At 71.7% G+C, this 25401-nt stretch carries 21 protein-coding genes and 1 tRNA gene; 9 read left to right on the top strand and 13 right to left on the bottom strand.

Going from position 1 to position 25401, the window contains the following annotated elements; all coding sequences use genetic code 11:
- Window positions 1-10: 10 nt before the first annotated feature.
- From IE262_RS22770 to IE262_RS22750, 5 genes are all read right to left on the bottom strand, one after another.
- Complete coding sequence (locus IE262_RS22770; protein ID WP_189876084.1) at window positions 11-736, bottom strand: GntR family transcriptional regulator; 726 nt, start codon at window positions 734-736, stop codon at window positions 11-13.
- A 62-nt stretch (window positions 737-798) separates the two neighbouring features.
- The gene (locus IE262_RS22765) at window positions 799-2151 is read right to left on the bottom strand and encodes an AAA domain-containing protein (RefSeq protein WP_189876083.1); all 1353 of its coding nucleotides are present in this window, start codon (window positions 2149-2151) and stop codon (window positions 799-801) included.
- A complete protein-coding gene (locus IE262_RS22760) occupies window positions 2148-3758 on the bottom strand; it encodes an amino acid adenylation domain-containing protein (RefSeq protein WP_189876080.1) in 1611 nt (536 codons plus the stop codon). The genes IE262_RS22765 and IE262_RS22760 overlap by 4 nt, the downstream gene beginning before the upstream one ends.
- Window positions 3749-4891 carry a hypothetical protein gene (locus IE262_RS22755; protein WP_134035984.1) on the bottom strand — a complete coding sequence of 381 codons (1143 nt, stop codon included), beginning with the start codon at window positions 4889-4891 and terminating at the stop codon, window positions 3749-3751. Before IE262_RS22755 ends, IE262_RS22760 begins: the two co-directional genes overlap by 10 nt.
- A complete protein-coding gene (locus IE262_RS22750; RefSeq protein WP_189876078.1) occupies window positions 4842-5831 on the bottom strand; it encodes a phosphatase PAP2 family protein in 990 nt (329 codons plus the stop codon). Before IE262_RS22750 ends, IE262_RS22755 begins: the two co-directional genes overlap by 50 nt.
- A gap of 300 nt (window positions 5832-6131) precedes the next feature.
- Here IE262_RS22750 and IE262_RS22745 point away from each other — a divergent pair, with 300 nt between their 5' ends.
- Window positions 6132-6728, top strand: coding sequence for a histidine phosphatase family protein (locus IE262_RS22745; RefSeq protein WP_189876076.1), 597 nt, complete (start codon window positions 6132-6134; stop codon window positions 6726-6728).
- A 24-nt stretch (window positions 6729-6752) separates the two neighbouring features.
- Here the strand turns inward: IE262_RS22745 and IE262_RS22740 are convergent, their stop codons facing one another.
- On the bottom strand, window positions 6753-8186 hold the full coding sequence (locus tag IE262_RS22740; RefSeq protein WP_134035695.1) for an NsdA family TPR-like regulatory protein: 1434 nt from the start codon (window positions 8184-8186) through the stop codon (window positions 6753-6755).
- 303 nt (window positions 8187-8489) lie between these two features.
- Here IE262_RS22740 and IE262_RS22735 point away from each other — a divergent pair, with 303 nt between their 5' ends.
- The gene (locus IE262_RS22735; RefSeq protein ID WP_189876074.1) at window positions 8490-8894 is read left to right on the top strand and encodes a hypothetical protein; all 405 of its coding nucleotides are present in this window, start codon (window positions 8490-8492) and stop codon (window positions 8892-8894) included.
- A 48-nt stretch (window positions 8895-8942) separates the two neighbouring features.
- Window positions 8943-9812 (top strand): spermidine synthase, encoded by an 870-nt coding sequence (locus IE262_RS22730; protein WP_189876072.1) that lies wholly within the window; start codon window positions 8943-8945, stop codon window positions 9810-9812.
- 15 nt (window positions 9813-9827) lie between these two features.
- On the opposite strand, the gene IE262_RS22725 is transcribed toward IE262_RS22730, so the two are convergent.
- Window positions 9828-10370, bottom strand: coding sequence for a hypothetical protein (locus IE262_RS22725; RefSeq protein ID WP_189876070.1), 543 nt, complete (start codon window positions 10368-10370; stop codon window positions 9828-9830).
- 131 nt (window positions 10371-10501) lie between these two features.
- Here IE262_RS22725 and IE262_RS22720 point away from each other — a divergent pair, with 131 nt between their 5' ends.
- From IE262_RS22720 to IE262_RS22705, 4 genes are all read left to right on the top strand, one after another.
- Window positions 10502-11206: a response regulator transcription factor gene (locus IE262_RS22720; RefSeq protein ID WP_189876068.1), complete on the top strand. Its 705-nt coding sequence runs from the start codon at window positions 10502-10504 to the stop codon at window positions 11204-11206.
- The gene (locus tag IE262_RS22715; protein ID WP_189876066.1) at window positions 11203-12609 is read left to right on the top strand and encodes a sensor histidine kinase; all 1407 of its coding nucleotides are present in this window, start codon (window positions 11203-11205) and stop codon (window positions 12607-12609) included. Before IE262_RS22720 ends, IE262_RS22715 begins: the two co-directional genes overlap by 4 nt.
- Window positions 12610-12671: 62 nt before the next feature.
- On the top strand, window positions 12672-12992 hold the full coding sequence (locus IE262_RS22710; RefSeq protein WP_189876064.1) for a trypco2 family protein: 321 nt from the start codon (window positions 12672-12674) through the stop codon (window positions 12990-12992).
- The gene (locus IE262_RS22705; RefSeq protein ID WP_189876062.1) at window positions 12976-17217 is read left to right on the top strand and encodes a trypsin-like peptidase domain-containing protein; all 4242 of its coding nucleotides are present in this window, start codon (window positions 12976-12978) and stop codon (window positions 17215-17217) included. The genes IE262_RS22710 and IE262_RS22705 overlap by 17 nt, the downstream gene beginning before the upstream one ends.
- 66 nt (window positions 17218-17283) lie before the next feature.
- On the opposite strand, the gene IE262_RS22700 is transcribed toward IE262_RS22705, so the two are convergent.
- From IE262_RS22700 to IE262_RS22685, 4 genes are all read right to left on the bottom strand, one after another.
- The gene (locus IE262_RS22700) at window positions 17284-18705 is read right to left on the bottom strand and encodes a GH1 family beta-glucosidase (protein WP_134035741.1); all 1422 of its coding nucleotides are present in this window, start codon (window positions 18703-18705) and stop codon (window positions 17284-17286) included.
- Window positions 18706-18840: 135 nt separating this feature from the next.
- Window positions 18841-19749: a carbohydrate ABC transporter permease gene (locus IE262_RS22695; RefSeq protein WP_189876060.1), complete on the bottom strand. Its 909-nt coding sequence runs from the start codon at window positions 19747-19749 to the stop codon at window positions 18841-18843.
- An 11-nt stretch (window positions 19750-19760) separates the two neighbouring features.
- Window positions 19761-20774, bottom strand: coding sequence for a carbohydrate ABC transporter permease (locus IE262_RS22690; protein WP_189876058.1), 1014 nt, complete (start codon window positions 20772-20774; stop codon window positions 19761-19763).
- A gap of 5 nt (window positions 20775-20779) precedes the next feature.
- Window positions 20780-22093, bottom strand: a complete 1314-nt coding sequence (locus IE262_RS22685; RefSeq protein ID WP_189876057.1) for an ABC transporter substrate-binding protein — start codon at window positions 22091-22093, stop codon at window positions 20780-20782.
- A 428-nt stretch (window positions 22094-22521) separates the two neighbouring features.
- Between IE262_RS22685 and IE262_RS22680 the strand changes: the two genes are divergently transcribed.
- Entirely contained in the window at window positions 22522-23577 is a 1056-nt protein-coding gene (locus IE262_RS22680) for a LacI family DNA-binding transcriptional regulator (protein ID WP_134035753.1), read from the top strand.
- Between the two features lie 68 nt (window positions 23578-23645).
- Entirely contained in the window at window positions 23646-24290 is a 645-nt protein-coding gene (locus IE262_RS22675) for an SMI1/KNR4 family protein (RefSeq protein WP_189876055.1), read from the top strand.
- Window positions 24291-24563: 273 nt separating this feature from the next.
- On the opposite strand, the gene IE262_RS22670 is transcribed toward IE262_RS22675, so the two are convergent.
- Together IE262_RS22670 and orn are read right to left on the bottom strand one after the other, a co-directional pair.
- Window positions 24564-24636, bottom strand: a tRNA-His gene (locus tag IE262_RS22670).
- 115 nt (window positions 24637-24751) lie between these two features.
- Entirely contained in the window at window positions 24752-25354 is a 603-nt protein-coding gene (gene orn, locus IE262_RS22665) for an oligoribonuclease (RefSeq protein ID WP_134035773.1), read from the bottom strand.
- Window positions 25355-25401 lie beyond the last annotated feature (47 nt).

Genomic DNA, 25401 nt, shown 5'->3' with positions numbered 1-25401 from the left:
GATTCCGGGCTCAGCCCGCGACGTCGAGGTGGATGTCGGTTCCGAGTGCCACGTCCTGGCTGGTCAGACTCGCGATGAGTGCCTGCAGTGTCTGCGCCAGATGGTGCCGGGATGCCGCGTCGGCGGCCTGGACGTCTCCGCTCGTGATCGCCTTGAGCATCGCGCGGTGCTCCTCCAGCGAGGTCAGCATGCGGCGCGGCCCGCTGTGGGACAGATGCCGCAGCCGTACCGTCTGGCTGCGCAGATCACGAATCGTGCGCGCCAGATACGGGTTGCGGCACGCGCTGATCACCGCCTGGTCGAAACCCTCGGAGATGTCATAGAACTCCTGGTACGACCGTGCCTGTGCGGCAGCGTCCTGTGCGCGGAAGTGCTCGTCGAAATCCTCCAACTGCTGTTCCAGCGTACGGAAGGGGATCAGCAGCCGCTCGTCGGTGGCACCCGCCGCAGCGACCGATGCCGCTGCCCGGGGCTCCAGCAGCATCCGGAACTCGAACAGTGCGCGCACGCCGCCGAGAGAAATCGGGGCGACACGGGCCACCTCACCCGGCACGAAGTCGACCAGCCCTTCCCGGGCCAGCCGTCTGATGGCTTCTCGCACCGGCGTCCGCGAGGCGCCCAACTCCTCACTCAGCTGGACCTCACCGAGCTTCGCCCCCGGCCGCAGCCGCAGCGACTCGATATCCCCCTTCAGCCGCTCGTAGACCGCTTCGCTCTTACCGGTAGCCCGGGCCATGAGACTCCCTGTCCATCCCGCCTCGCACACCCTCCTGTATACAGGCCCTTTGTGGAGACAGACTAGTCGGAGGGCCGCCAGGCCACCCGATGCTCCGCCAGAGTTGCGAGGACCGCGTGGTTCGCCTCCCAGCCGTCCGGGAACTTCACCGTGACCCCGAGCTGGACCGGCTCCGTCGACGGGTGGTCGTCCAGGAGTTCCGACACCCCCGCCCGGCAGACCACGATGCACGCGTGCCGGTGCCGGGAGGCCAGCACGCACAGGCGCCCCGTCTCCAGGTGGAACGCCGTCGCGTCCGGGCGGCCGGACAGCGGGTGCAGAACCACCGTCACGTCGTACTCGCGCCCCTGCAACCGGTTCGCCGTGTCCACGACCACATCGGTGACGCCGAGGGCGGCCAGCGCGGACCGCACCGACGCGGCCTGGTCCCGGTGTGCGGTGCCGACGGCGATCCGGTCGGCGGTCAGCGGCACGGGCTCCTCGGACCGCTCGGAGGTCGCCGCGCCGCCCCGGTCCAGCAACCGCCGTACGACCTGTGCGACGGCCCGCACCGCCTCCGGGTCGGTGCGGGGGGTGTGCCGGGCGGGGAGCTCCAGCAGACCCCAGCCTGCCCCAGCCGCCTCGTCGATGACCCGGTCAGCACCCGAACCGTCGGACGGGACGGCGAAGGCGAGCCGCCGGTCGCCGTGGTCCGTGCCGCTGCGGAAAGGGGTGTACGGGTAGAAGGCGCTGGAGACGAGGGGCGCGGCGGACGCCGGGAGCCGCCACGACACCGGCAGGCGGTGCTGCGGCAGCTCCCGGTTGTGGGCCAGCAGTGTCGTGACCGCCGAGGCCGACGGGTCGTACGACAGCCCCGCCCACTGCTCGCTGCCCACGATCGCGAACGGGTCCAACTGCCCCGGGTCGCCCACGAACAGCGCCCGCTCGAACAACCCGGCCACGGCCAGCAGCGCGTCCGACCGCATCTGGTACGCCTCGTCGACGATCGCGTGCCGCCACGGCTCCACGCCCTTGACGTGCGCCCACTTGGCGGCGGTCGAGATCACCACGTCCAGACCCGCGAGGTCGGCCGCCTTGGTCGACTTTCGGACGTTCGGCAGGTCGTCGAGCGCCTTGTCGTACGGGTCGGTGTCGCTGCTGTGCAGACGGCCCACGGGCAGCTCGGCGTCCTTCTCCGCCAGCCGCAGCACGAGGTCGTCGACCTGGGCGTTCGTCTGCGCGATGATCATCAACGGGCGCCCGGCGGAGGCGAGTTCGAGCGCGGCCCGGACCACCAGGGTCGACTTCCCGGCGCCGGGCGGGGAGTCGACGACGACCCCGCGGTGCGTGCCGTGCAGGGTGTCGCGCAGGATCGCGTCGGTGGCGCGGGCGGCCGCGGCGCCGGGGTTGAGCACCGGGCTGGCGGGCGCGGTCACAGAGTGTCCTCCTCGGTCGGCGGATCCGGCTGCTCCGGCAGGGGTACGGCATCGGGCTCGCCCGGCGGCCCCCCGTGCGTCCACGGTGTCTCCTCCGGGTCGGGCAGTTTCGCGCCGCCCCGCTGGTCGTGTTCGAAGAGCGTGAAGCAGACGGGGTCGCCCTTCTGCGGCACCGACCCTTCCTCCGGCTCCTTGCCGCGGCCCATCTTGTCGACGATCCGCAGGACGAGAAGATCGCCGCCCTCGGGCCCGTCGTACCCCACGAACTCCGCGGCCTGCGGTTTGCCGCCGAGTGAGCGGTACACCTTGGTGCGCTCCCCGAGGTGGGGCCGGTCCTCCGTGCGGACCGTGACGAGGGGGCGCGGGCTGGGCCGTCTGCCCTCGCTGTACGCCATCACCACCTCCGTGACCTCGCCCGCGAAGGCCTCCCCGGCGAGGCGGCGACCGGCCATGACAAGCGGGTCGTCAAGGGCCTCCTGGGCGTCCAGGCGGGCCTGTTCACGCTCACGCGTGGCCAGCTTGTTCGCCGCCGTGACCGCGTCGTCGCGGCGCGGCTGCGGGGGCTCACCGGCGCTGATCCGGTCCCGGTGGCTGGTGAACGACCAGCGGTCACGGGTCCAGCGATCGGCGACATGGGCGCCCTCGGGCAGCTCGCGCAGCAGGTCCAGGCCGCGCCACACCGCGTCCCACGTGGGGCGGGTGCGGCTCTCGACGAGGGCACGGATCTCCTGCTCGGCGGCGGTGAGGTCACCGAGCCGGTCGTCCGCCTCCAGGCCGTCCTCGGAGGCGGCGAGCGCGGCCCGCGCCCGGTCGTAGCGCTCGATGGCCGGGGCCAGCAGCTTGTTGTCGAACGCCGGGTCGGTGGCGGGGCCGGCCGGCGGGCACAGCAACTGGCCGTCGGCGTCCCGCGCGAGCTCGGCCCGCCGCGCCGCCGCGTCGCCCGACTCGCCCCCTGGCGGGTCGATCCAGGCGAGCAGCGCCCCGAGGTGCTGGTCCTCGACGCTCGACTGCCCGGTGGCCCAGTGCCGCGCCAGCAGGTCGGTGAGGGCGAGGAGGAGCGAGGAGCCGGGCACACGCGCCCGCTCCCCGAAGTGGGTGAGCCACCGCCCGAGCAACGGCACCCGCGGCGGTGCCGGATGGGGTGCCTCCGGGTCCTGCTCGGCGGTCCGCCTGAAGCGCATGGCGCGCCCCAGCAGCCGTACGAAGTCGATGCCCGTGCGGCTCGGCACGATCAACTGCGGGGCGTCCGCGCACAGATCGACCTCGACCTTGACGCGCTTGCCGGACTCCGGGTCGGTCTCGCTGCGCTCGGCCGCCTCCACGACCTCGGCGTACGCGTCCACGTACGGCAGGACGATGTCCGCGAGCTCGGCGAGGAACGCGAAACGCAGGTCACGGTCCCGGGGCTGCGGCACGACGAGCAGCCGGGGCGCGTCCCGGTCCGTGCCGACGAGCGCACCGAGCGGGGCACCGGCCTCACCGGCGGTGGTGAGCGGCACGAGGACGAGCGGCCGCTCGGACAGATGACGGTGCCGGACGGTGGCGACGGCCTGGGCCCGGCCGGTGCGGACCGCCTCCAGCCGGGAGAGGGTCGCGATCAGGGACATGGGGTGCCCTCCCGGCGCGCGGCGGCCTCGCCCAGTGCCTCCGCCCGCAGGTCCGCGGCCCTCCGCAGGGCCGCCACCGTCGCGTCCCCGGGGTCGCCCGCCGTGCCGTGGGCCGCCGCCAGGACGTCCTCCACCGTCGTCAGGCCGCCCAGCTCGGCCCGGAGCGAACGGCCCAGGGACGTCACCGCGCCCTCCTCGCGGGAGCGGCTCCGGCAGTGGAAGGCCAGCTCGCAGGCGGCGAGGCACTCGGGGGCGTACGTCGCGGGGAGGGCGCCGACAGCCGCGGTCAGCTCCTCCCGGGGCAGGTCCGGGGCGAAGCAGGTCCCCTCGGGGAGGGAGTCCGCGATCTCCTCGACGCGGGTCAGACGCGCCAACTGCCGACGCGTGACCGCCCGTTGCTTGCGGACGTCCACGGCAGCGGCCGTCGGAAGGTTGGTGAAGTCCTTGGGGCACACGAGCAGCACCTGGTGGCGGACCTCGGGCGCGGAATCGAGACGCACAGCCACCTCCTCCAGCGCCAGCACGTACACCGCGGACTGCCGGGCGGCGGCGCCCACCTTCGCCGGGTCCGCGGAACCGTCGAGCATCGGGAAGGACTTGATCTCGACGACCGTCCACGACCCGTCCGGGTGCACGACCACGGCGTCCGGCTCCAGGAACGCCGGGGAGCCCGCCACGTCGAGCACGAGCATGGGGTGGTCGAGCAGCGTCCAGCCGCCGGATGCGGAGGCCTCGCGCAGCGCCAGTGCCGTACGGGCCGCGCGCCCCTGGGGGCCGATCGCGGCGAGGTCGGGGACGGCCCCTTCGGCCGGCGGCTCGGCGGAGGGGTCCAGCTTCTCGTGCACCAGCCGCAGCAACTCCGCGCCGCCGTCCGCCTTGACGCGTGCCTCGAACGCGTTGCCCCGCATGAAGGCGAACTGCGACATGCCGAAGGCGGAGGGGGAACCGAGCGCGCTCGCCAGCGCCGTCTTGTTCACACCCGCCCCGTCGAGGAGCGCACGTCGTCTGCAACCCGGGTTGGCGGCCAGGGCCGCGAGGGCGCGGGCGTCCAGCGCCTTGGGCGGTACCTCGGGTCCGCGCAGCTCAGCGAGCCGGGGCCCGAGCGCTCTCCCCCGCGTCCGTGGGGGCGGCACTCGGCTCGGCGGTGGACTCGCGCTGCCGTGGAATTCGCTCACCCGTGGAAGTCTGGCATCCGCCACTGACAATCGGGGTGTGTGCGCCCCGAGTGGTGTCCGCGACGGGAGTGGGACGACCGGCGAGCCGTCCCCCGAGGGCTTCGCCGGACTGCCCCGCGAACCGCGCCCGGAGCGCCGCCCACGCCCGGTCCGCGAGCCGCATCACCAGCGGGGTCAGCAGCAGGCCGGCCCCCATGACGGCGGCGCCCGCCACCGCGTCGAGGAAGTAGTGGTTCGCGGTGCCCATCACGACGATCGTGGTGATCAGCGGGTACGCGACACCGGCGACCCTGGCGGTGCGCGTGCCGCCGTACCGCCAGAGCATCACACCGCACCACAGGGCCCAGCCGACGTGCAGGCTCGGCATCGCCGCGTACTGGTTCGTCAGCCCGCCCAGCCCGCGCGGCGCGCTCGCCTCGCCGCCCCACCAGCCGTACGAGCTGTAGTACGCCATCGTGTCGACGAAGCCGTGCTCGGGCGCGAGGAGGCGGGGCGGGCAGGTGGGGAGGAGGGTGAAGCCGATCAGCCCGATGAGGGTGGACGTCATCAGCCAGGTGCGGGCCGCGCGGTAGAGCCGGCTGCGGGACCTGAACAGCCATATGAGGATCACGGGCGTGACCAGGTAGTGCAGGGACGCGTACCAGAAGTCGGCGGGTATGCCGAGCCAGGGTTCGTGGGTGAAGAGACGGTTCAGCGGCTGTTCCGCGTTGAGCCGGAGAGCCTTCTCGGCCCGCAGGATCGCCAGGCCGTGGTCGACGGCGGTGGAGACGTCGCCGCGGGCGAGGAGCCGGCCCGCCGAGTACAGCGCGTACACGAGCACGAGCAGCGGCAGTTCGGACCACCAGCGGAGCCGCATCTGCGATGCCACCTCGGTACGCGATGCCTCGGATTGCGGCATCCGATCGTCCTCCCCCATCCATCGGCAAACATGTGGCCCTTGGCCACGGCGTCTGGTGGCCCGCCCGATTTTACGGTGTATACAAGTGCCGTTTCCGGGCGCCTCATGAGTCTCTGGCAACCGCTTCGGCGCCTCGGTTGTCGAAGACGCAGAGATCGCCCACCGGGTTGCCCCGTGCGAGCGTGCGCGATGATGGAGCGATCCGCCGCTGGTTCGTCCCGGCTGCGGTGGTTTCTCACCGCCCCGGTGGTTTCCCACTGCCCCGGTGGTTTCCCACAGCTCCTGGAAAGGCCCCTCCTCATGGCACCGCGCATCCTGCTGGCCCGGCACGGCCAGACCGAATGGTCACGGGCCGGGCGGCACACCGGCAGGACCGACGTCCCCCTGCTGGAAGAGGGCAGGCGTGGCGCCAAACTGCTCGGCGAGCGCCTCCACCGGTCCCCCCTCGACGGCCTCCCCGACGCCGAGGTCCGCACGAGCCCCCTCTCCCGCGCGCGGGAGACCTGCGAACTCGCCGGCTTCGCCGACCGGGCCACCCCCTGGGACACGCTGATGGAGTGCGACTACGGCGCGTACGAGGGGCGGACTCCGGCCGAGATCCAGGCGGTGCGCCCCGGCTGGCTCATGTGGCGCGACGGTGTGCCCGAGGGCGAGACCCTGGAACAGATCTCCGCGCGCGCGGACGAGGTGGTCGCCTGGGCCCGCTCCGCCGACCGCGACACTCTGATCTTCGCGCACGGCCACATCCTGCGGTCCATAGCCGCCCGCTGGCTGGGCCAGGGCATCGGCTTCGCGGCCCGCATCCGCCTGAACCCCACGTCGCTGTCGGTACTGGGCTGGGCCTACGGGGAGCCGGCGATCGAGTCGTGGAACGACACGGGACACCTGGCCATGTAGTCGTCGTAGTCGTCGTAGTCCTCGTCACGTCATCCGCGGCACCGCCGCGTGCCGCTCCAGGAACGCCGACACCCCCGACGCGCGCCGGTGCGGCAGCAGCACCCTGGCCGTGCCCGCCAGCATCGTCTGGATGCGGGAGGACTGGACCTCGTCGAGGAGGTCGAGGACGTCCATCCCGGCCGCGGCGGCCTCGTCGGGACGCCCCCCGCGCGCGAGGTCGTCGGCGAGCTCGGCCGTGTAGAGGGCCATGTTGCGCGTGAAGTGCGGGTCCTGGAGGCGGGCGGCGCGCCGGGCGTGCCCGGCCGCGCGCGGCCAGTCACCCAGCGTGGACCAGCACTGTGCCTCCAGTCCCTCCAGTTCGGCCTCTCCGTAGAAGGTCATCCACTCGGGGTCGGCATCCGATGGGCCTCGTTCGTACAGGGCCTGCGCACGGGCCAGCGCCTGCTCGCACCCGGTGCGGTCGGCCAGCCCGGCCCAGCCCCCGGCCTCCCTGAGCGCGAGCAGCGACATCAGCCGCGGCGAGCCCAGCGGCCGGGCCACCCGCTGTGCGGCCTGTGCCGCCCGCACCGCCTCACGCGGACGGCCCGCGTCACGCGCGAGGAACGCCGTGTTACAGAACGCGTGCGCCTCCAGGCCCGGGTCCCCCGACATCCGGGCCGTCGCGAGGGCCTCCGCGTAGTGCGAGCGCGCGTCGTCGAAGCGGCCCGAGTCGTGCGCGAGCCACCCCACGGAGATGGCCAGTTCCCCGGCCCCCGCGTACAGCCGGTCCGTCGTGGCCTGCCGCGCCGCTCCCGCGTCGAGCAGCGCGTACGCCGTCCGCAGCGGTGCCGCCGCTCTGCGGTACAGTCCGTCGGCCCCGTGCCGGTCGTCGAGCAGCCGGATCCGGCGTACGGCGTCTTCGAGCGCCCCCGCCTCGGACGCGCCCACCCGGCGCACGGGCCGCCCCGCAGCGGCGGCTGCTCCGCCGAGCGTCAGGGGGCCCAGTGAGACGGCCGCCACAGTGGCGGTACCGCCTGTCATGAATGCGCGACGCTGCACGTCGCTCTCCTCGTGGTTCTGGTCTGTTTCTTGCGTGTCATACGGCTCACACGCCCCTTCCGTCTCATGCGGGGCGTACGACAGGTTCTCGGTGCGCGAGGAGAAGTCCTCCTCCGTGGTACGCGCCCCTCGACCGCGTACCGCGGAACGGGGAGCGAAACCCAGGTCGGTCAGGGTTCGGCCGGGAAACATATGCAGGAACACCCGCTCGTACGCGTAGTTGGGGCAGCGGATCTCTCCCGACTCGACCCGCCCGACGTACCGCGCGTCACAGCTCACCCGCTCGCCGATCTCACGCGCGGCCCGCCGCACCGCGGCCGCGAACTCGCCTGGTGAACGCTGCCCGCGCAGCTTCCGGAAGGCGAGGTTCGGCCGTGGTGGCCGGGGGGACGGGGACGAGGTCACCGATGACGACGCCATGGGCGGGCCCTCTCTCGCGAACCGTCGAACCATGCCGGATTCGCGGAGAGTTGTCCGTGTGATGCACGGTTGGTTCCCTGCGTCCGGCGGGGCACGAACGTACTAGCCCGGCGGGTGCCGCCACGCGAGGTTTGGCTACAAACCGGATAAGTCATGCTGGATCTGCCATGAACTGCCATCCTTTGCGGCGCACTTCCGCCGTAGCCGTTGACGATTCCGCACGTTGGACAACATGGACCGGGAGCCGCCCGAACTCCCGCGTCATCGCTCGCTGGAGGAGGGGCTCACGTGGTGGAGGCCGGGATGAAAAGCACCGAACCCTGTTCTGCGACTGTCTGTTCGCCGACGGCCACCGTCTGTGACCTCGTGACCGTCCCTGCCCGGCAGGGACTGGAGGCGGTCGACATCCTCCGCCGCGGCGCCGTCGACGCCACGGGCCCCATCCCCCCGGCCGTGGGCCCGGTGCTGCACGACGACGGCGGCGACACCCTCGGCTTCGTCGTCCCGCCCGGCACCGCCGACGCCTGGGACGTGCCCGGCAGCACATGCACGCAGTCCGACGGCCGGGGCGCGGTCCTCGCCCCCGAGGAGGGCTCCGACTGGCTGCTCCCGCCCGGTGAGGCCGACCTCGCGACCGACCCGGAGGTCCTGCGCGCGGCCCTCGGGGAGGCGGCCCGGCTGATCGAGGCGGCGGACAACTGCCGATAGTCCCTGGCCGCCGAGTCGGCCCACCCCAAGACCCTCGATAATGGCGGGATGGGCAGGTCACGGAAGGCGCGGGGCGGGCAGACGGCAGCCGACGCCGTCGTCGAGACGGTGGACGGCGGGCTGGCCGAGCTGATGCCCGACCGCGACCGGCCGCGCGCCTGGACCCTGCTGATCGACGGCGCCCCGCAGTCGCACGTCGACCTCGACGACCCGGCGTACCTGTCCTTCGAGTACCAGCGCCGCCTCGGCCACGTCATCGACCTCGCGGCCCCGCCCGGCAGACCCGTGCACGCCGTGCACCTCGGCGGCGGCGCCTTCACTCTCGCCCGCTACGTCGCCGCCACCCGCCCGCGCTCCACCCAGCAGGTCGTCGAACGTGACGCGGCACTCGTCCAACTCGTCCGCCGTGAGCTGCCGCTGGACCCGGGCGCCCGGATCCGGGTGCGGTCGGCCGACGCCCGCGAAGGGCTCGCCAAGGTGCCCGACGGGTGGGCGGACCTGGTCATCACGGATGTGTTCAGCGGAGCCCGGACTCCGGCGCACCTGACGTCCACGGAGTTCCTCGCCGACGTCCGCAGGGTGCTGAAGCCCGGTGGCTGGTACGCCGCCAACCTCGCCGACGGCCCTCCGCTGGCCCACCTGCGCGGCCAGATCGCCACCGCCGCGGCCGTCTTCCCCGAGCTCGCGCTGGTCGCCGACGCCGCCGTGCTGCGGGGCAAGCGGTTCGGCAACGCCGTCCTCGTCGGCTCCGACCGGCCGCTCCCCGTCGCCGAACTCACCCGCCTCGCCGCCTGTGACCCGCACCCCGCGCGGGTCGAACACGGCAGGACGCTCAGCGACTTCACGGGTGGGGCGGTGCCGGTGACGGACGCGGCGGCGGTGGCGTCACCCTCACCGCCGCCGTCCGTCTTCCGCTGAGACGTCCTCTGGACGTCAGTAGGTCTCGACGTCCACGCGCGGCGCGCTGTCGTGCCATGTGCAGAACACCGACACCCGGTCCGCGCCCGAGGCGAACTGCACCCGGATCCACGTCTCCGTCTTCCAGACCTGCATCGACCAGCCGGAGGCCGGTGTGGCCGAGACGAGCGTCGCGTACGTCCTGTCGAGCGAGAAGACGACGCGGCCGCCCTTGGTGTCGTAGCTCCTGACCTGGCCGGAGGCCGTCGGGCTCGGAGTGGGACCGGGCCGCAGTGAGGTGGAGGGCGCGGGCGGCGGTGTGCTCGGGCGGTTCCTCTCCGGCGTCTCCTGTGGCGTCTTCGTGCGTGCCGGGGGCTCCGGGCGGGTGGTGGCCGTTGTGCTGGCCGTGGCCAGTGCCTGCGAGCCCCGGTCCGGCGCGTCGCCGGCCGTGATCGGCAGGGCGCGCGGCGGATCGTACGCGGTGCCCGCCATCACCGTGTGGACACCCCACCACGACAGCGTGACCGCCGCTCCCGTGGCGAGCAGCCAGGCCAGTAAGTGGACGAGTCCTCTGCGCATCGCGGCCATACTGCCCCACGAGTCCCACGACTGTCCCTTGTCCCCTGCCCTCTGTCCTCGGGGGAGTTATCCACAGGGAGGTTATCCACAGGCCCCAACCGGCAGTGCCCGCATGGCGTACGGTGCGGCGCATGGCAGCTGTGCTCGTGGTCGAGGACGACCAGTTCGTACGCTCGGCGCTGATCCGGCATCTGACCGACGCCTCGCACACCGTGCGCAGTGTCGGTACGGCGCTGGAGGCGCTGCGCGAGGTCGCCCATGTCCGCTTCGACCTGGTGATCCTGGACCTCGGACTGCCCGATCTGGACGGGTCCGAGGCGCTGAAGATGCTGCGCGGGATCACCGACGTGCCGGTGATCGTCGCCACCGCACGGGACGACGAGAGGGAGATCGTCCGGCTGCTGAACGCGGGGGCGGACGACTATCTGACCAAGCCGTTCTCGGTCGAGCACCTGTCCGCGCGCATGGCGGCCGTCCTGCGCAGGGCCCGCCCGGCCGCCGGTGCCGTACCGCCGTCGACGGTGCTGCGGGTCGGCGGCCTCGCTATCGACCCCCTGCGCCGCGAGGCCGAACTGGACGGCGTACGACTCGACCTGACGCGACGTGAGTTCGACCTGCTCGCTTTCCTCGCCGGGCGGCCGGGTGTGGTCGTGGCCCGCAAGGAACTGCTCGCCGAGGTGTGGCAGCAGTCGTACGGGGACGACCAGACCATAGACGTCCATCTGTCGTGGCTGCGGCGGAAGTTGGGCGAGACGGCGGCCAGGCCGCGCTATCTGCACACCCTGCGCGGGGTCGGAGTGAAGCTGGAGCCACCGAGGGCGGAGCGGACGCCATGAGGTGGGCGCTGGTCAAGGTGTGCGTGGCGGTGACCTCGATGGTCGTGATCGCCTTCGCCGTGCCCCTCGGGCTGGTCATCAAGGAACTGGCGCGCGACCGGGCGTTCTCCAACGCCGAACGGCAGGCCGCCGCGGTCGCGCCCGCGCTGTCCATCACCACCGACCGGGAGCAGCTGGAGCGGGTCGTCGCCGCCGCGGGCTCGGACGACGGGATGGCCGTGCACATACCGGCGGGCGACGGCGAGCGGGCCCTCGACCTCGGCCGGCAGCGCGCCTCCGAAGAGGACATCGCCACCGTCCGCAGACTGGGCCGCGCCTCCACCACGCGGGTGCCCGGCGGCTCCACACTGCTCCAGCCCACCGCGATCGGCTCCGGCGCGACAGCGGTCGTCGAGGTGTACGTGCCGCGGTCCGAGGTCGCGGGCGGCGTGGCCACGGCATGGGCGGTGCTCGCCGGAGTGGGCCTGGCGTTGATCGTCGGCTCGGTGGCGGTGGCCGACCGGCTCGGTGTCCGCATGGTCGGACCCGCGCGGCGCCTGGCCGAGAGCGCGCACGAACTGGGGGAGGGGAGGCTGGGGGCGCGGGTCCCCGAGGAGGGGCCGAAGGAGTTGCGGCTGGCGGCGACGGCGTTCAACTCGATGGCCGACCAGGTGGTCCACCTGCTCGCGAACGAGCGGGAGCTGGCCGCCGACCTGTCCCACCGGCTGCGGACGCCGCTGACCGTGCTGCGGCTGAACGCGGCCTCGCTGGGCGACGGTCCGGCGGCCGAGCAGACCAGGGCCGCGGTCGAGCAGCTGGAGCGCGAGGTCGACACGATCATCCGTACGGCGCGGGAGGCCAGACCGCAGACGGGCGCGCCCGGTCCCGGTGCCGGGTGCGACGCGGCGGAGGTCGTCCGCGAGCGCATGGCGTTCTGGTCGGCGCTCGCGGAGGACGAGGGACGGAAGGTACGGCTCGCGGGCGTGGACCGCCCCGTCCGCGTCCCCGTCGCCCGCACCGACCTGGCCGCCGCGCTCGACGCCCTGCTCGGCAACGTCTTCCGGCACACGCCCGAGGGCACGGCCTTCGCGGTGGACGTGCACAACGGAGAGGACGCGGTGATCGTACTGGTGTCCGACGCGGGCCCCGGCATACCGGACCCCGAGGCGGCGATGGCACGGGGGCGGGGCTCCGGCAGCGACGGCTCGACCGGGCTGGGCCTGGACATCGTGCGCCGGCTCGCCGAGTCGACGGGCGGTGACGTACGGATCGGCTCGTCGGTGCTGGGCGGCACGGAGGTACGGATCTGGATCCAGCTGGACGGGCGGACGCGGTCGCCGGGCGGGCGGGCCCACCGCGGGTCGGTACGCCGGCGCAGGCACCCGGGGCTGCGCTTCGGGCGTGGAGCACCGGCTCGTGGATGACGGTGCGGTACGTCGGATGCCGTGACTTGTACCATCTGAGCACCGTGGTGCGAGGGGGAAGCGTGATTGAACTGTCGGAGATGATCCGGGAGTTGAGGCAGCAGTTGACCGTTGCCATGGCCGACGGAGAGGGCGAGGCCGTACGGTTCGAGCTCGGGCCCGTGGAGGTCGAGGCGACCGTTGCCGTCAGCCGTGAGGCGGGGGCCGACTCCAAGGTGCGGCTGTGGATCGTGGACGCCGGAGCGAACGGCAAGTACACGCAGGCGCAGACGCAGCGGGTAACGCTCTCCCTCACCCCGAAGGCCGGGGAGCCCCGCGGGACTGACGGGGGCGGGGTGCGGCCGGTGCTGATCTCGGGCGGCGAGGTTGACGGCGAGCGCTGACCGGGGGTTGCAGGCCGAGCGTGTCGCCGAGGTCATCGCCGATCCGGCGGGTGGGGGTGCGCGGCGGCGGGGCTCGGGTTATCTGGTCGCGCCGGGCAAGGTGCTGACGGCTGCGCACGTCGTCGAGGGCGCGGAGGCCGTTCGGGTCCGGTTCGAGGCCGACCGGCCCGGTGAGCGGACGGTCGAGGCGGCCGTGGAGTGGCGGCACGCGGGGATCGATGTCGCGGTTCTGGCGCCGGCGGAGGAGCACCCCGGGGACGTCGACGTGCCGCCCGTACCGTTCGGCCGGGTCGGTGAACAGGACGCGGTGCTGCGCTGCACCGCGCTGGGCTTCCCCCGCTTCAAGCTCCGCAGGAGCGAGGACGGTTCGCGTTTCCGGGACGCGGAGCACGTGGACGCGACCTGCGCGGTCCTCTCCAACCGGCGCGAGGGCACCCTCGACCTCAAGATCACCTCCCCGCCGGGGGATGACCCGGACCCCGAACGCGACGCCTGGGAAGGGATGTCCGGCGCGGCGGTCTTCAGCAACGGCCGTCTCGTCGGGGTCGTCAGCCGTCACCACCGGTCCGACGGAACCGGGCGTATCGCCGCGAGCCGGGTGGACCGCTGGGCCGAGGTTCTGGATGTGACAGAACTGGCCGGTCTGGAACGTCTTCTGGGCCGAGGGCTGAAGCCCACCGCGCTGCCCGACGCCGTGCCCGCCACCGGGCTCGACCTGATCCAGGAGGCCTACCAGGCCCAGCTCGCCGACATCGCACCCGGGAAACTCCACGACAGAAGCAGCGAGTTCACCGACCTCGTCGCGTTCTGCGGCGGACCGGACCAGTACCTCTGGCTGCAAGGACCGCCCTGGGCCGGCAAGACGGCGCTCGCGGCGTCCTTCGCCCTGCGTCCGCCCCGCGGTGTCGTCCCGGTCTGGTTCTTCATCACCGCACGCTACGCCAGCCAGTCGGACACCAACGCGTACACCGGCGCGGTCATCGACCAGCTCGCCGCCATCGCAGGCCGCGAACCGACCGGCAACAGTTCACCGACGGCCCGCGACGGGGAGCGCAGACTGCTCCTGCGCGAGGCGGCCGAACGCGTCGCCCTGGACGGGGGCACGCTGCTCCTCGTGGTGGACGGACTCGACGAGGACCAGTCCCGGGTGGTGGCAGGCGGCAACAGCGCGAGCATCGCCTCCCTGCTGCCGGCCAAGCTCCCGCCCAACGTCCGCGTCCTGGTCACCAGCCGCCCGAGCCCCGGACTCCCGCCCGACGTCGGCGGCGCGCACCCCCTGCGCCACTGCCGGGTCGTGGAGCTCTCCCCCACGGCGGCGGCCCGGCACACCGAGTTCGAGGCCAGGTTCGACCTCGAACAGGCGCTCTCCGGGGACCGGTTGCAGCGGGACTTCGTCGGTCTGCTCACGGCCGCCCGCGGCACGCTCACCGTCGAGGACCTGTGGGAACTCACGGGTGAGCCGCCGTACGAGCTCAACCGGCGCCTCGGCAGCGCCTTCGGGCGCATCCTGACGTTACGCGGCGGCGGCTTCGAGAGCTCTTCCTCCGACGGCGACATGGCCTTCTACATGAGCAGCCGCGGCTACCTCTTCGCCCACGAGACACTCCTCGCGGCCGCCCAGGACGCGTTGGGGCCGGAAGTGGACGTGTACGTGGAGCGGCTGCACGCGTGGGCCGAGTCGTACGCGAACCGGGGCTGGCCGGAGAACACGCCGCCGTATCTGCTCCAGCCGTACGGGCGTCTGGTCACGCTGCTCCGGGACGCCCGCCGAGCGACCGCGCTCGCGACGGACCCCCGGCGGCGGGACCTGTTGCGCGCCACGACCGGCAGCGACGCCGCGTGCCTCGCGGAGATCGCGGCGGCCCGGCAGGTCGTTCGCAGTGCGGCACCCGACGACCTGAGCGCGTGGGCGGCGCTCGCGGCCGCAGCGGATTTCGTTGCCTGGCGCAATGAGTCGCTGCATCCGGACATTCCCGCCGCCCACGCCCGTCTGGGCCGCACGCGTCAGGCCATCGGACTCGCCCGCAGTGTCTTCTGGCCGGTGGACCGTGCCCGGGCGCTCACGGGGGTGGCGAACGTCCTGGCCGAGACGGGCGACCGGCGCGCGGTGGGGCTGGCGGAGGAGGCGCTGCGCCTGATCGAGGCGACGGTGGTGGCGGAGATGCGGCCGTTCTACGGCGAGTCCCATGCTCTCGCGGCACACGGCACGTTGGCCGCCGCTCTGGCGGCCACGGGCAGACAGAGCGAGGCACAGCTCCAGCTGAACGAACTGCGTCTGACGGACGGGACGCTGGCCGGGCTGAACGAACACGGGCTGCTGCGAGACGAGTTGGGCATGAGAGCGCTCGTGGAGGCGTACGTCAGGAACGCCATGCTCCAGCAGAAGCTCCACCGGAATCCGTCGCTCGCCGCGGAACTGCTGAAACGGGCCGAGGAGTCCGCCCGGCAGGTCGAGTTCCTGCCGGCACAACTCCGGCTCCTCGCGATCATCGCTGAGGCAGGGGCGGCCGGCATCGACCCTGACCGTGCGACACGGCTCTACGACCTCATGGTCACGCTCGCTCACCGTCACGCGGACGCCCCCGAGAACGTCCCCGCCGTTGCCATGAACATCCTCCGCGACGTCCGGCCGCAGGAGGCAGAGCGTCTGGCGCCGCTCGCTCTGGCGCACGCCAACAGGCTCCAGCGCGACCCGGAGACCATGGCGCACTCGCGTGAAGGGTACGGAGCCGTGTGCGCGCTCGTCGCGACGGACCGGATCGACGAGGCCCAGCTCCTCGTCGATACCCTGAGGATGACGTCGGTTCCTTCAGCCATATATCAAACGGACCAGTGGGCGCTGGCATGGCAGACGATTGCCGAACGACACGCCCGAGAAGGCCGGGCCGCCGAAGCGTGGGGAGCCCTTGAGGCGAGCTACGCACGAGGCTTCTCCGGTCCCGACCGTGCCGTGGCCCGCGTTGTCGGGCTGCTTGTGGAAGCCGGAGCCGCCGGTGACCTGGAGAACGTTCTGCTGACCGGGTCGGCTTCCGGGCCATGGGCCGCCGACTCCCGGCCGCCGGATGTAGCGGAGGCACTCACCGCGCTCGCCGTCCACTTCGCCGACGACGACCCGCACCGGTCACTGCGACTTCTCCACCAAGCCGAGCGTGGGGACCACTCGACGGGTGCGGCGGTCGTCCACGTCGACCAGCACGAACGCCTCACCGCCCTCGCCGGCGCGCTCGCCACGGCGGGCAGCCCCGACGCGGCCGAGCGTCTCCTCGGGACGATCCACAAGCACGAAGCACGAGTCCTCGGATGCGCCGTAGTGGCCTTGGCGACCGCGCCCAAGGACCCCCAACGCGCGCTGCGTCTCGCAGAGCAGGTCATCGGTGCCGCGTCGCTCGACGACTTCCTCGGTGGCCCCGAAAGCGTGGCACTCGCGGCTCGGGCACTGGCCCGCGCGGGCGCGCCGGACCGGGCCGTCGAGGTCGTCGAACAGTTCTCGGCCGCGTGGGGCGAGTACAGCCGCCACCGCCTCCAGGTGGCGGCCGCGCCGGTCCTGTGGCCGCATGATCCGGACCTGGCGGGCCGGTGGGTGGATGCCGAGCTCTCGGAACTGAGCGCCGATGCCGTGGGCGAGTTCGCGAGGCTCCTCGCCGCCGTGGGCCCTCACGACGGTGAGCGCGGCGCCCGCATCACGGAGCTTCTGTACGCCGCGTGCACGGATCACTCCGTGAACCGTACGGAGGATCAGGCGGTGTTGGTCTGCCTGCTGATCGCCACCGGCGACATGGCCGCCGCTCGTCACTTCCTTGATCGACGACCGCTGTGGCAGGTCGAAGGGGGCGTACCCCGTTCGGGGCCTGCGGCGGCTGTCGCGTACGCCGCGCTCGGCGACCTCGAAGCAGCCAAGGACCTCGCTCAGCGCATGGCGACGGAGGAGGGACGCTCCGAGGCTCTCGCTCACCTTGCCGCGTACGTCGCCTGTGCGACCGACGTCCCCATGGTCACAGGGGAACTCGCTGTCCCCATGGCCGATCTCGCGACGGTCCGCAGCCTTGCCGCACTGCTGCATCCGCCCGCGTCCGGCCCGGACCTCCTCGGCGCGAGAGCCCTCCTGGCGGACGCCCTCACCCCGGACGGCTGGCATCACGCCGTCCCGGTTCTCGCCGCCATCGACCCCGACGCCGTGCTCCGGGTACGGGACGTCGTCCTCGCGCACTTGGGGCTCGGCGACTGAGGTCACCTGCTCCGCCCCGCCCCGGAAGAGGGGCAGGGCGGAGGAATTCCCGGGGTGAGCCCGCGATCACTCCACCGGGGGCAGCGTCCCCGTCCGCGCCACCTCCGCGTACCACCGCGCACTCGACTTCGGCGTCCGCTCCAGCGTGGCGTAGTCGACGTACACCATGCCGAACCGCTTCTCGTAGCCGTACGCCCACTCGAAGTTGTCCATCAGGGACCACTGGTAGTACCCGCGGACGTCCGCGCCGTCGGAGATGGCGCGGCGGACCGCCGCCAGATGGCCGTGCAGGTAGGCGATCCGCTCCGGGTCGTGGACGCGGCCGTCCGGGTCGGGCTTGTCGTCGTAGGCCGCACCGTTCTCGGTGATGTACAACGGCAGGCCCGGTGCCTCCCGCGTGTACCGCATGAGCAGGTCGTGCAGGCCCGTCGGGTCGATCGTCCAGCCCATCTGCGTCTGTTCGCCGGGCGTCTGGTGGAACTTCACGTCGTCCGCGCCCGGCCAGGGGGAGTATGCGCTCGCCCCGTGCCCGTCCGCGCGCGGCCCGTCGGCCTCGGCGTCCGCCGCCGACACCAGCGCCGGTGTGTAGTAGTTCAGCCCCAGCGCGTCCAGCGGCTGGTTGATCAGCTCCAGGTCGCCCTCCATCACGTACGACCAGTCCGTGATCGCCTCCGTCGCCTTGAGCAGCGTCTCGGGATACGCGCCGTGCAGCATCGGACCGTGGAAGACGCCGTTGGCCAGGTCGTCGATCTTGCGAGCCGCCGCCAGGTCCGCGGGGTCCTCCGACACCGTCCGTACCGTCGAGGAGTTGAGGCTCACCGCGATCGAGTTGCGGGCCGGCATCACCGACCGCAGGGCCGTCGTGCCCAGGCCGTGGGCCAGGTTCAGATGGTGGGCGGCCTTCAGGGAGGCCTCCGGGTCCGTACGGCCCGGGGCGTGCACCCCGGAGGCGTAGCCCAGGAACGCGGTGCACCAGGGCTCGTTGAGCGTCATCCAGTGCTCCACACGGTCGCCGAGCGCCTCACCGACCAGCTGCGCGTACTCGGCGAACCGGTACGCCGTGTCGCGCTCCGGCCAGCCGCCCGCGTCCTCCAGGTCCTGGGGGAGGTCCCAGTGGTAGAGGGTGACGGCCGGCTTGATGCCGTGGGAGAGCAGTTCGTCGACGAGGCGGCGGTAGAAGTCCAGGCCGACCTGGACGGCCGGGCCGCGCCCCGTCGGCTGCACCCGCGACCAGGAGATGGAGAAGCGGTAGGCGCCCAGGCCCAGCTCCGCCATCAGCGCCACGTCCTCGGGATAGCGGTGGTAGTGGTCGACAGCGGTGTCACCGTGCTCGCCGCCGGCCGTCTTACCTGGCGTATGGCTGAAGGTGTCCCAGATCGACGGGGTGCGACCGCCCTCCCGCACCGCCCCCTCGATCTGGTACGCGGAGGTCGCCGCGCCCCAGAGGAAGGTGGAGGGAAAGGTCACCGGCGTCACGGGTTCAGGCATGGAAGCGCTCCCATCGGTGGTCGTCCAGACCGTTGGAGGAAGAGGAAGGAGGAGGGAGGAGGGAGAGGAGAGCACACCGGGATGAGGCAGCGGTGACCCACCCCGGCGGCACGGGAACCATGGCGGGAGCTGCCGTCAGCCCTTGACGGCGCCCTGCATGATGCCGCCCACGATCTGCTTGCCGAAGATCGCGAAGACGAGCAGCAGCGGCAGCGTGCCGAGCAGCGCCCCCGCCATGATCAGGGACTGGTCGGGGGTGTAGCCGCGGCCGAGGCCGGCGACGGCCACCTGCACGGTCGGGTTGCCGGTCTGCGTCAGGACCAGGAACGGCCACAGGAAGTCGTTCCAGGTCTGTACGAAGATCAGCATGCCGAGGACCGCCATGGCAGGGCGGGCCGCCGGGAACACCACGTGCCAGACCACGCGCCAACTGCTCGCGCCGTCCACGCGCGCCGCTTCGATGATCTCGTCGGGCAGCGCCTGGAGCAGGTACTGCCGCATGAAGAACACACCGAAGGCGCTCACCAGGGACGGCAGGATCACCGACTGGAGCTGGTCGGTCCAGTCGAGCTTGGCGACCATCATGTACAGCGGGATCACCTGGAGCTGCGGCGGCACCATCATCGTGCCGATCACGATCAGCATCAGGGCGTTACGGCCCCTGAAGCGCAGCTTGGCGAAGGCGAAGCCGGCGATCGTGGAGAGGAAGACGACGGTCGCCGCCGAGACACCCGCCACGAACGTCGTGTTGAGGAACGCCTCACCGAGGTTGGCGTCCTTCCAGGCGAACTCCAGCTTGTCGAGCAGGTTGGAGCCGAACCAGAACGGCGGCGGAGTCTCGGCCAGCCGCTGGTTGTCGCGCGAGGCGGCGATCGCCGTCCACACGAGCGGGAACAGCGAGCCGATCGCGAACAGGGTGAGGATGACGTACGCGATGGGGCCGGCGTGCAGCTGGCCGCCCGCGCGCGCCGCCCTGGAGCGGCGTCCACGCCTCGGCGGCTTCGGCGCCGTGTCCGCCGGGGGTTTCGTCAGGGTCGTCGTCACGGCCGGTTCTCCTAACTGCTGGCGCGCAACCGGCGCGAGATGACGTAGTTGACGATCCCGATCACGATGAGGATCAGGAACATCGTCCAGGCGATGGCGGAGGCCCGGCCCAGGTGCTGGCTCACCCAGCCCTGCTCGTACATGTACAGACCGAGCGTCTGGAACTGGTGCTCGGAACCGCCGGACGTGCCCTTGTTCGCGTCGAACAGCAGCGGCTCACCGAAGAGCTGCGAGGCTCCGATGGTCGAGACGACGCAGGTGAACAGGATCGTGGGGCGCAGCGACGGCAGCGTGACGTGGAGGAACTGCTTCCAGCGGCTCGCCCCGTCGAGCGCCGCCGACTCGTACAGGTCCTGCGGGATCGCCTGCATCGCGGCCAGGTAGATCAGCGCGTTGTAGCCCGTCCAGCGCCAGATGACGATCGTCGAGACGGCGATCTGCGAGGGCCACTTCTCGTTCTGCCAGTCGATGCTGTCGACACCGACGAAGTGCAGCGCCCAGTTGATCATGCCGTAGTCACGGCCGAAGAGCAGGACGAAGACGAGGGAGGCGGCGGCGATCGACGTCGCGTACGGCGCCAGCATCACGACCCGGTAGAAGGTCGAGGCGCGCAGCTTGTAGTTGAGGATGTGGGCGATGCCCAGTGCCATCAGCAGCTGCGGGACGGTGGAGATGATCCCGATGGTCAGGGTGTTCTTCGCCGCGTTCCAGTAGAACTCGTCGTCGAAGATCCGGGTGTAGTTGTGCAGCCCCGCCCACTCCATGTCCGTGGGCGCCGTCAGCTCCACGGTGTGCAGCGACGCCCAGGCCGTGTAGAGCAGCGGGAACAGGCCGAACGCGAGGAACAGCAGGAAGAACGGCGAGACGAAGGCGTACGGGCTCCAGCGCACGTCCCGCTGCCAGCGGCGGGAGAGCCTGGCCCGCTTCTTCGCGTCCTGCGAAGGCACGGTGTCGGAGGGCGGGCGGGCCGGGGCCGCGCCCCCCTCCTTCGCGGGGGGCGCGGCGGTGTCGTGCCGGGTGGCCATACCGGTCACTTCTCCAGAGCGTTGTCGATGGTCTTGACGGCGTTGTCCCACGCCTGCTTGGGCGACTTGCCCTGGGTCACGAGGATCACGCCGTTGTCCGTCAGACCCTGCATGATGATCTGGTCCTTCGGGCCGATGACCTGGATCGGGCTCTTCTCGGCGGCCGCCGCGAAGATCGTGCCGATCGGGGTGTCACCGGTCATCTCGTTCTTCGCGCCGGTCACTTCGGGTAGCTTGTAGGCGGTCTGCGCGCTGGGGAAGCTGCCCTGCTTGGCGAAGAGCTTCGCCTGCTGCTCGGGCGCGGTCAGCCAGGCGGCCAGCTTCGCCGCCTCCTCCGCGTTCTTCCCCGACTTGGGCACGGCCAGGAAGGAACCGCCCCAGTTGCCGGGCTTGGGCGCCTGGGCGACGTCCCACTTGCCGGCGTTCTCCGGCTTCGACTTGCCCTTGATGGTGCCGAGCATCCACGGCGGGCAGGAGATCGCGGCGAACCTGCTGTTGGCGATCGTCTGGTCCCACGCGGGCTGGAACTGCGTCTGGTTGCCGGTCAGCCCGTCCTTCGCGGCCGCGGCGGTCAGGTCGAAGGCCTTCTTGATGGCCGGGTTCGACTTGTAGACGACCTCGCCGGAGGTGTCGTAGAACCGCTCCTTCTCACCGCCGATGATGGCCTGGATCAGGCCGCCGGGCGAGTCGAGGAAGGTGGTGCCCTGCGGGGCCTTCTTCTGGTACTGCCGGCCGACGCCGACGAACTTCTCCCAGCTGCCCGCCCACAGCTTGCCCACGTCCTCACGGTCGGTGGGCAGCCCGGCCTGCTGGAACAGGTCCTTGCGGTAGCAGATGGCCATCGGCCCGACGTCGGTGCCGAGCCCGATCGTCTGGCCGTTCCTGGCGGTGGCCTGCTTCCACTTCCAGGGCAGGAAGTCGCTCTCCTTGCCGTACTTGGACAGGTCCACCAGCTTGTCCGCGTAGGTGTTCGCGACCTCGTTGATGTTGGCGACCTCGACGGCCTGGATGTCCTGGAGGCCGCTGTTGGTGGTGAGGTGGTTGACGAGAGCCGGGTAGTAGTTCTCGTTCCGCTCGATCACGGTCTGCTGGATGGAGATGTCAGGGTGGAGCTTCTCGTACTCTTTGTAGAGTCCGGCTTCCTCGAAGCCGAAGGTGCCGAAGAGCCCGAGCGTAATCTTGGTCTTGCCGCTGTCACCGCCGGACGACGAGGTGCCGCCGTCGTTGCCGTCATCGGCGCAGCCGGCCAGCAGCCCGGTGCCCAGCGCGGCGACGGCCGCGAGGACCACCGTCTTGCGGGTCCAGGTACGTGCTCGCATTGCGTCCTCCTGATGCCCTGACGTGCCGACCCCCCGGCCAACTGCGTTGTTGGTGCCCGTTGGTTCGTGCTGCGGCTCGGGCGGGGAACGTGCGGGATGTGTATGTGTCAGGTACTGTGGGAGCGCTCCCACAAGTGATGTGTTGAAGAGTCGTCGGTTCGTGCGGGGGTGTCAAGGGAGCGGACGACGAGAGATGTGTTCGGTTATCGGGCTGTTAACTAACCCGGCGGCCCTCGACCGAGCCCTCACGGCGCGGTGCGGCGCCGCTGTCCGGCCTGTCCTTCGCCGATACTCGGGGGACTGCTGAGGCTTCAGAGGGTGGGGGACCCAGGCCCGCGGCAGGCGGGCCCGAACGCTCCCGGACCGTTGTACGGGGATCAGGACTGTTAGATTCCACGCTGGCGCGGTGTTGACGGGAGGGGCGGACCATGGCTGGTCACGGAGGGCGGGGCCGGAGCGGCGGGCGCCCGACTCTGGAGGAGGTCGCCGCGCGGGCCGGTGTCGGCCGCGGCACGGTCTCCCGGGTGATCAACGGTTCGCCCCGGGTCAGCGACGCGACCCGCGCGGCGGTCGAGGCGGCGGTGGCGGAGCTCGGCTACGTCCCGAACACGGCGGCGCGGGCGCTCGCCGCGAACCGCACGGACGCGATCGCCCTCGTCGTCCCCGAGCCGGAGACCCGTTTCTTCGCCGAGCCGTACTTCTCGGACATGCTGAGGGGCGTGGGTGCCGCGCTGGCGGACACCGAGATGCAGCTGTTGCTGATCTTCGCGGGCAGCGACCGCGAGCGCCGCCGCCTGGCCCAGTACCTGGCGGCGCACCGGGTGGACGGCGTCCTCCTGGTGTCGGTCCACGCCGACGACCCCCTCCCCGACCTCCTGGCCCAGCTGGAGATCCCGGCCGTGATCAGCGGCCCGCGCTCGGAGCACGAGACGCTGCCGTCGGTGGACTCCGACAACCACGGCGGGGGCCGCTCGGCGGTGGAGCACCTCATGGCCCGGGGCCGCAAGAAGATCGCCACGATCACCGGCCGCCTCGACGTGTACGGCGCCCAGCGGCGCATCGAGGGCTACCGTCAGGCGCTGGTCGACGCCGGACGCGAGGTGGACGAGCGACTGATCGCGCCGGGTGACTTCACGGAGGTGGGCGGCCGCCGGGCGATGGCGGAGCTCCTTCAGCGGTGCCCCGACCTGGACGCGGTCTTCGCGGAGTCGGACGTGATGGCGGCGGGCGCCCGGCAGGTGCTGCGCGAGGCGGGCCGCCGTATCCCCGACGACGTCGCCCTCGTCGGCTACGACGACTCGGCGATCGCCCGCCACATGGACCCGCCCCTGACCAGCGTCCGCCAGCCCATCGAGGAGATGGGCCACGCCATGATCAACCTCCTCCTGGACGAGATCGCGGACCACCGCCCGGCGGTGTCACGGGGCCTGGAGCGGCGGCAGGTGGTGCTGCCGACGGAGCTGGTGCAGCGGTACTCGTCGTAACGGGTACCGCCGCCGGCGAACTCGCCTCGGTCGTGGTGAGTTGGGCATGCGGCGGCTACGGTGGGCGAATGTCTGTTCGGCACACCAGTGAGGTCGAGCGGGTCGCGGCTGCCTGGCGGAAGGTGACCGGCTGGCTCGCCGAGCATGCGCCCGTCTCCCACGCGTCTCTCCTTGCGCCCGCGATGGAGGAGGAGATCGCCGCGGCCGACTCCCGCCTGAGGCATGCCGTCGGGTTCGGGCTGCCCACGGAATTGGCGGCGCTGTGGCGGCTGTGCGGCGGTGTGGAGCACCAGTACATCGAGGCCAATGAGGAAGCGGGCGAGGTCGGTTCGGGGGCGTTCCTGCCGGGCGGGGTTCTGCTCGGTCCGGAGGATGCGCTCCGGCCGCGGCTGCCGGAGGTCGGGCGCGGCGATATGTGGGGCTCCGCGGTGGTGCCTTGGCTGACCGGCGACGAGGCAGGACCCGAGTCGGGGCTCTACGTGGGCGAGGACGGCGTCGGCCCCTGGTCGCTGCCGGACAATCTCGCGTGCGACAAGCCCGGGTATCCGTCGATCGCCGCCTATCTTGAGGCCGTTCACCGCACGCTCACCGAGGGGCCGGCCGACGCCATGGGCCCCGATGTGCCCGGCCTGGTGTGGGGCTGTCTGATCTGGGACGACCCCGAGGCGCCTCGGCTGGACGATGCGTTGGAGCACTGGCACCCCGTCCACTGACCGTGACTCTTCCCGGGGCCCGCCTGGCGGGCGGGCCCCGGGAAGAGTGCGGTGGCTACGGCTTCTTCATCTTCCGGCGGTGGCGGGCAGGCCGGCGGTCTCGTACGTCGAGGCGAACGGCACCTCGTCGCAGTTCACCTTGTCGGGGTTCGGCAAGGGGACCTGCGGGCGGAACTCCGGGAATCCGGCCGCGTTTGGCCGCTGTTTGGCCAAGCCGGGTGACCAAAAGGCCCCTGACCCGCGTTTCCGCAGGTCAGGGGCCATTTGCGCGAGGGTGAGTGACGGGACTTGAACCCGCGACATCCTGGACCACAACCAGGTGCTCTACCAGCTGAGCTACACCCACCACGACCGGCGGTTCTCCGAGTGGTTCACCGACCGGCCGAGAAAAAGTGTACAGGGTCCGAAGGGGTGCTCGCGCCAGGGTTTCGGCGCGGCCCGGCGGCACTCCGGTGGAGCCGTCAGCCGGCGGGCAGGACGTGTTTCGCGGCGATCGTCCGCGCCGTGTCGGAGTCCGGACCGGGCTGGGGGACGAAGATCGCCTCCCGGTAGTAGCGGAGTTCCGCGATGGACTCGCGGATGTCGGCGAGGGCCCGGTGGTTGCCGTTCTTCTCGGGGCTGTTGAAGTACGCCCGCGGGTACCAGCGGCGGGCCAGCTCCTTGATCGAGCTGACGTCCACGATCCGGTAGTGGAGGTATTCCTCCAGCTCCGGCATGTCGCGGTGGAGGAAGCCGCGGTCCGTGCCGACCGAGTTGCCGCACAGCGGGGCCTTGCCGGGCTCCTTGACATGCTCACGGATGTAGCTGAGGACCTGTTCCTCCGCCTCGACCAGCGTCGTGCCGCCGGCGAGCTCGTCCAGCAGCCCGGACGCGGTGTGCATCAGACGGACCACCTCCGGCATCGTCTCCAGTGCCTTGGCCGGAGGACGGATGACGATGTCCACGCCCTCGCCCAGTACGTTCAGCTCCGAGTCGGTGACCAGCGCGGCCACTTCGATGAGCGCGTCGTCGGACAGCGAGAGCCCGGTCATCTCGCAGTCGATCCACACCATGCGATCGTTCATGTGTCTCACCTTACGGCCCGTGACAACCGAACGACCCGGTCCTGCAC

It is taken from the genome of Streptomyces bluensis (assembly GCF_014650715.1).
Classification (GTDB): domain Bacteria; phylum Actinomycetota; class Actinomycetes; order Streptomycetales; family Streptomycetaceae; genus Streptomyces; species Streptomyces bluensis.
The sequence above is the reverse complement of the archived record's forward strand: the minus strand, read 5'-3'. Positions and strand labels throughout refer to the sequence as shown.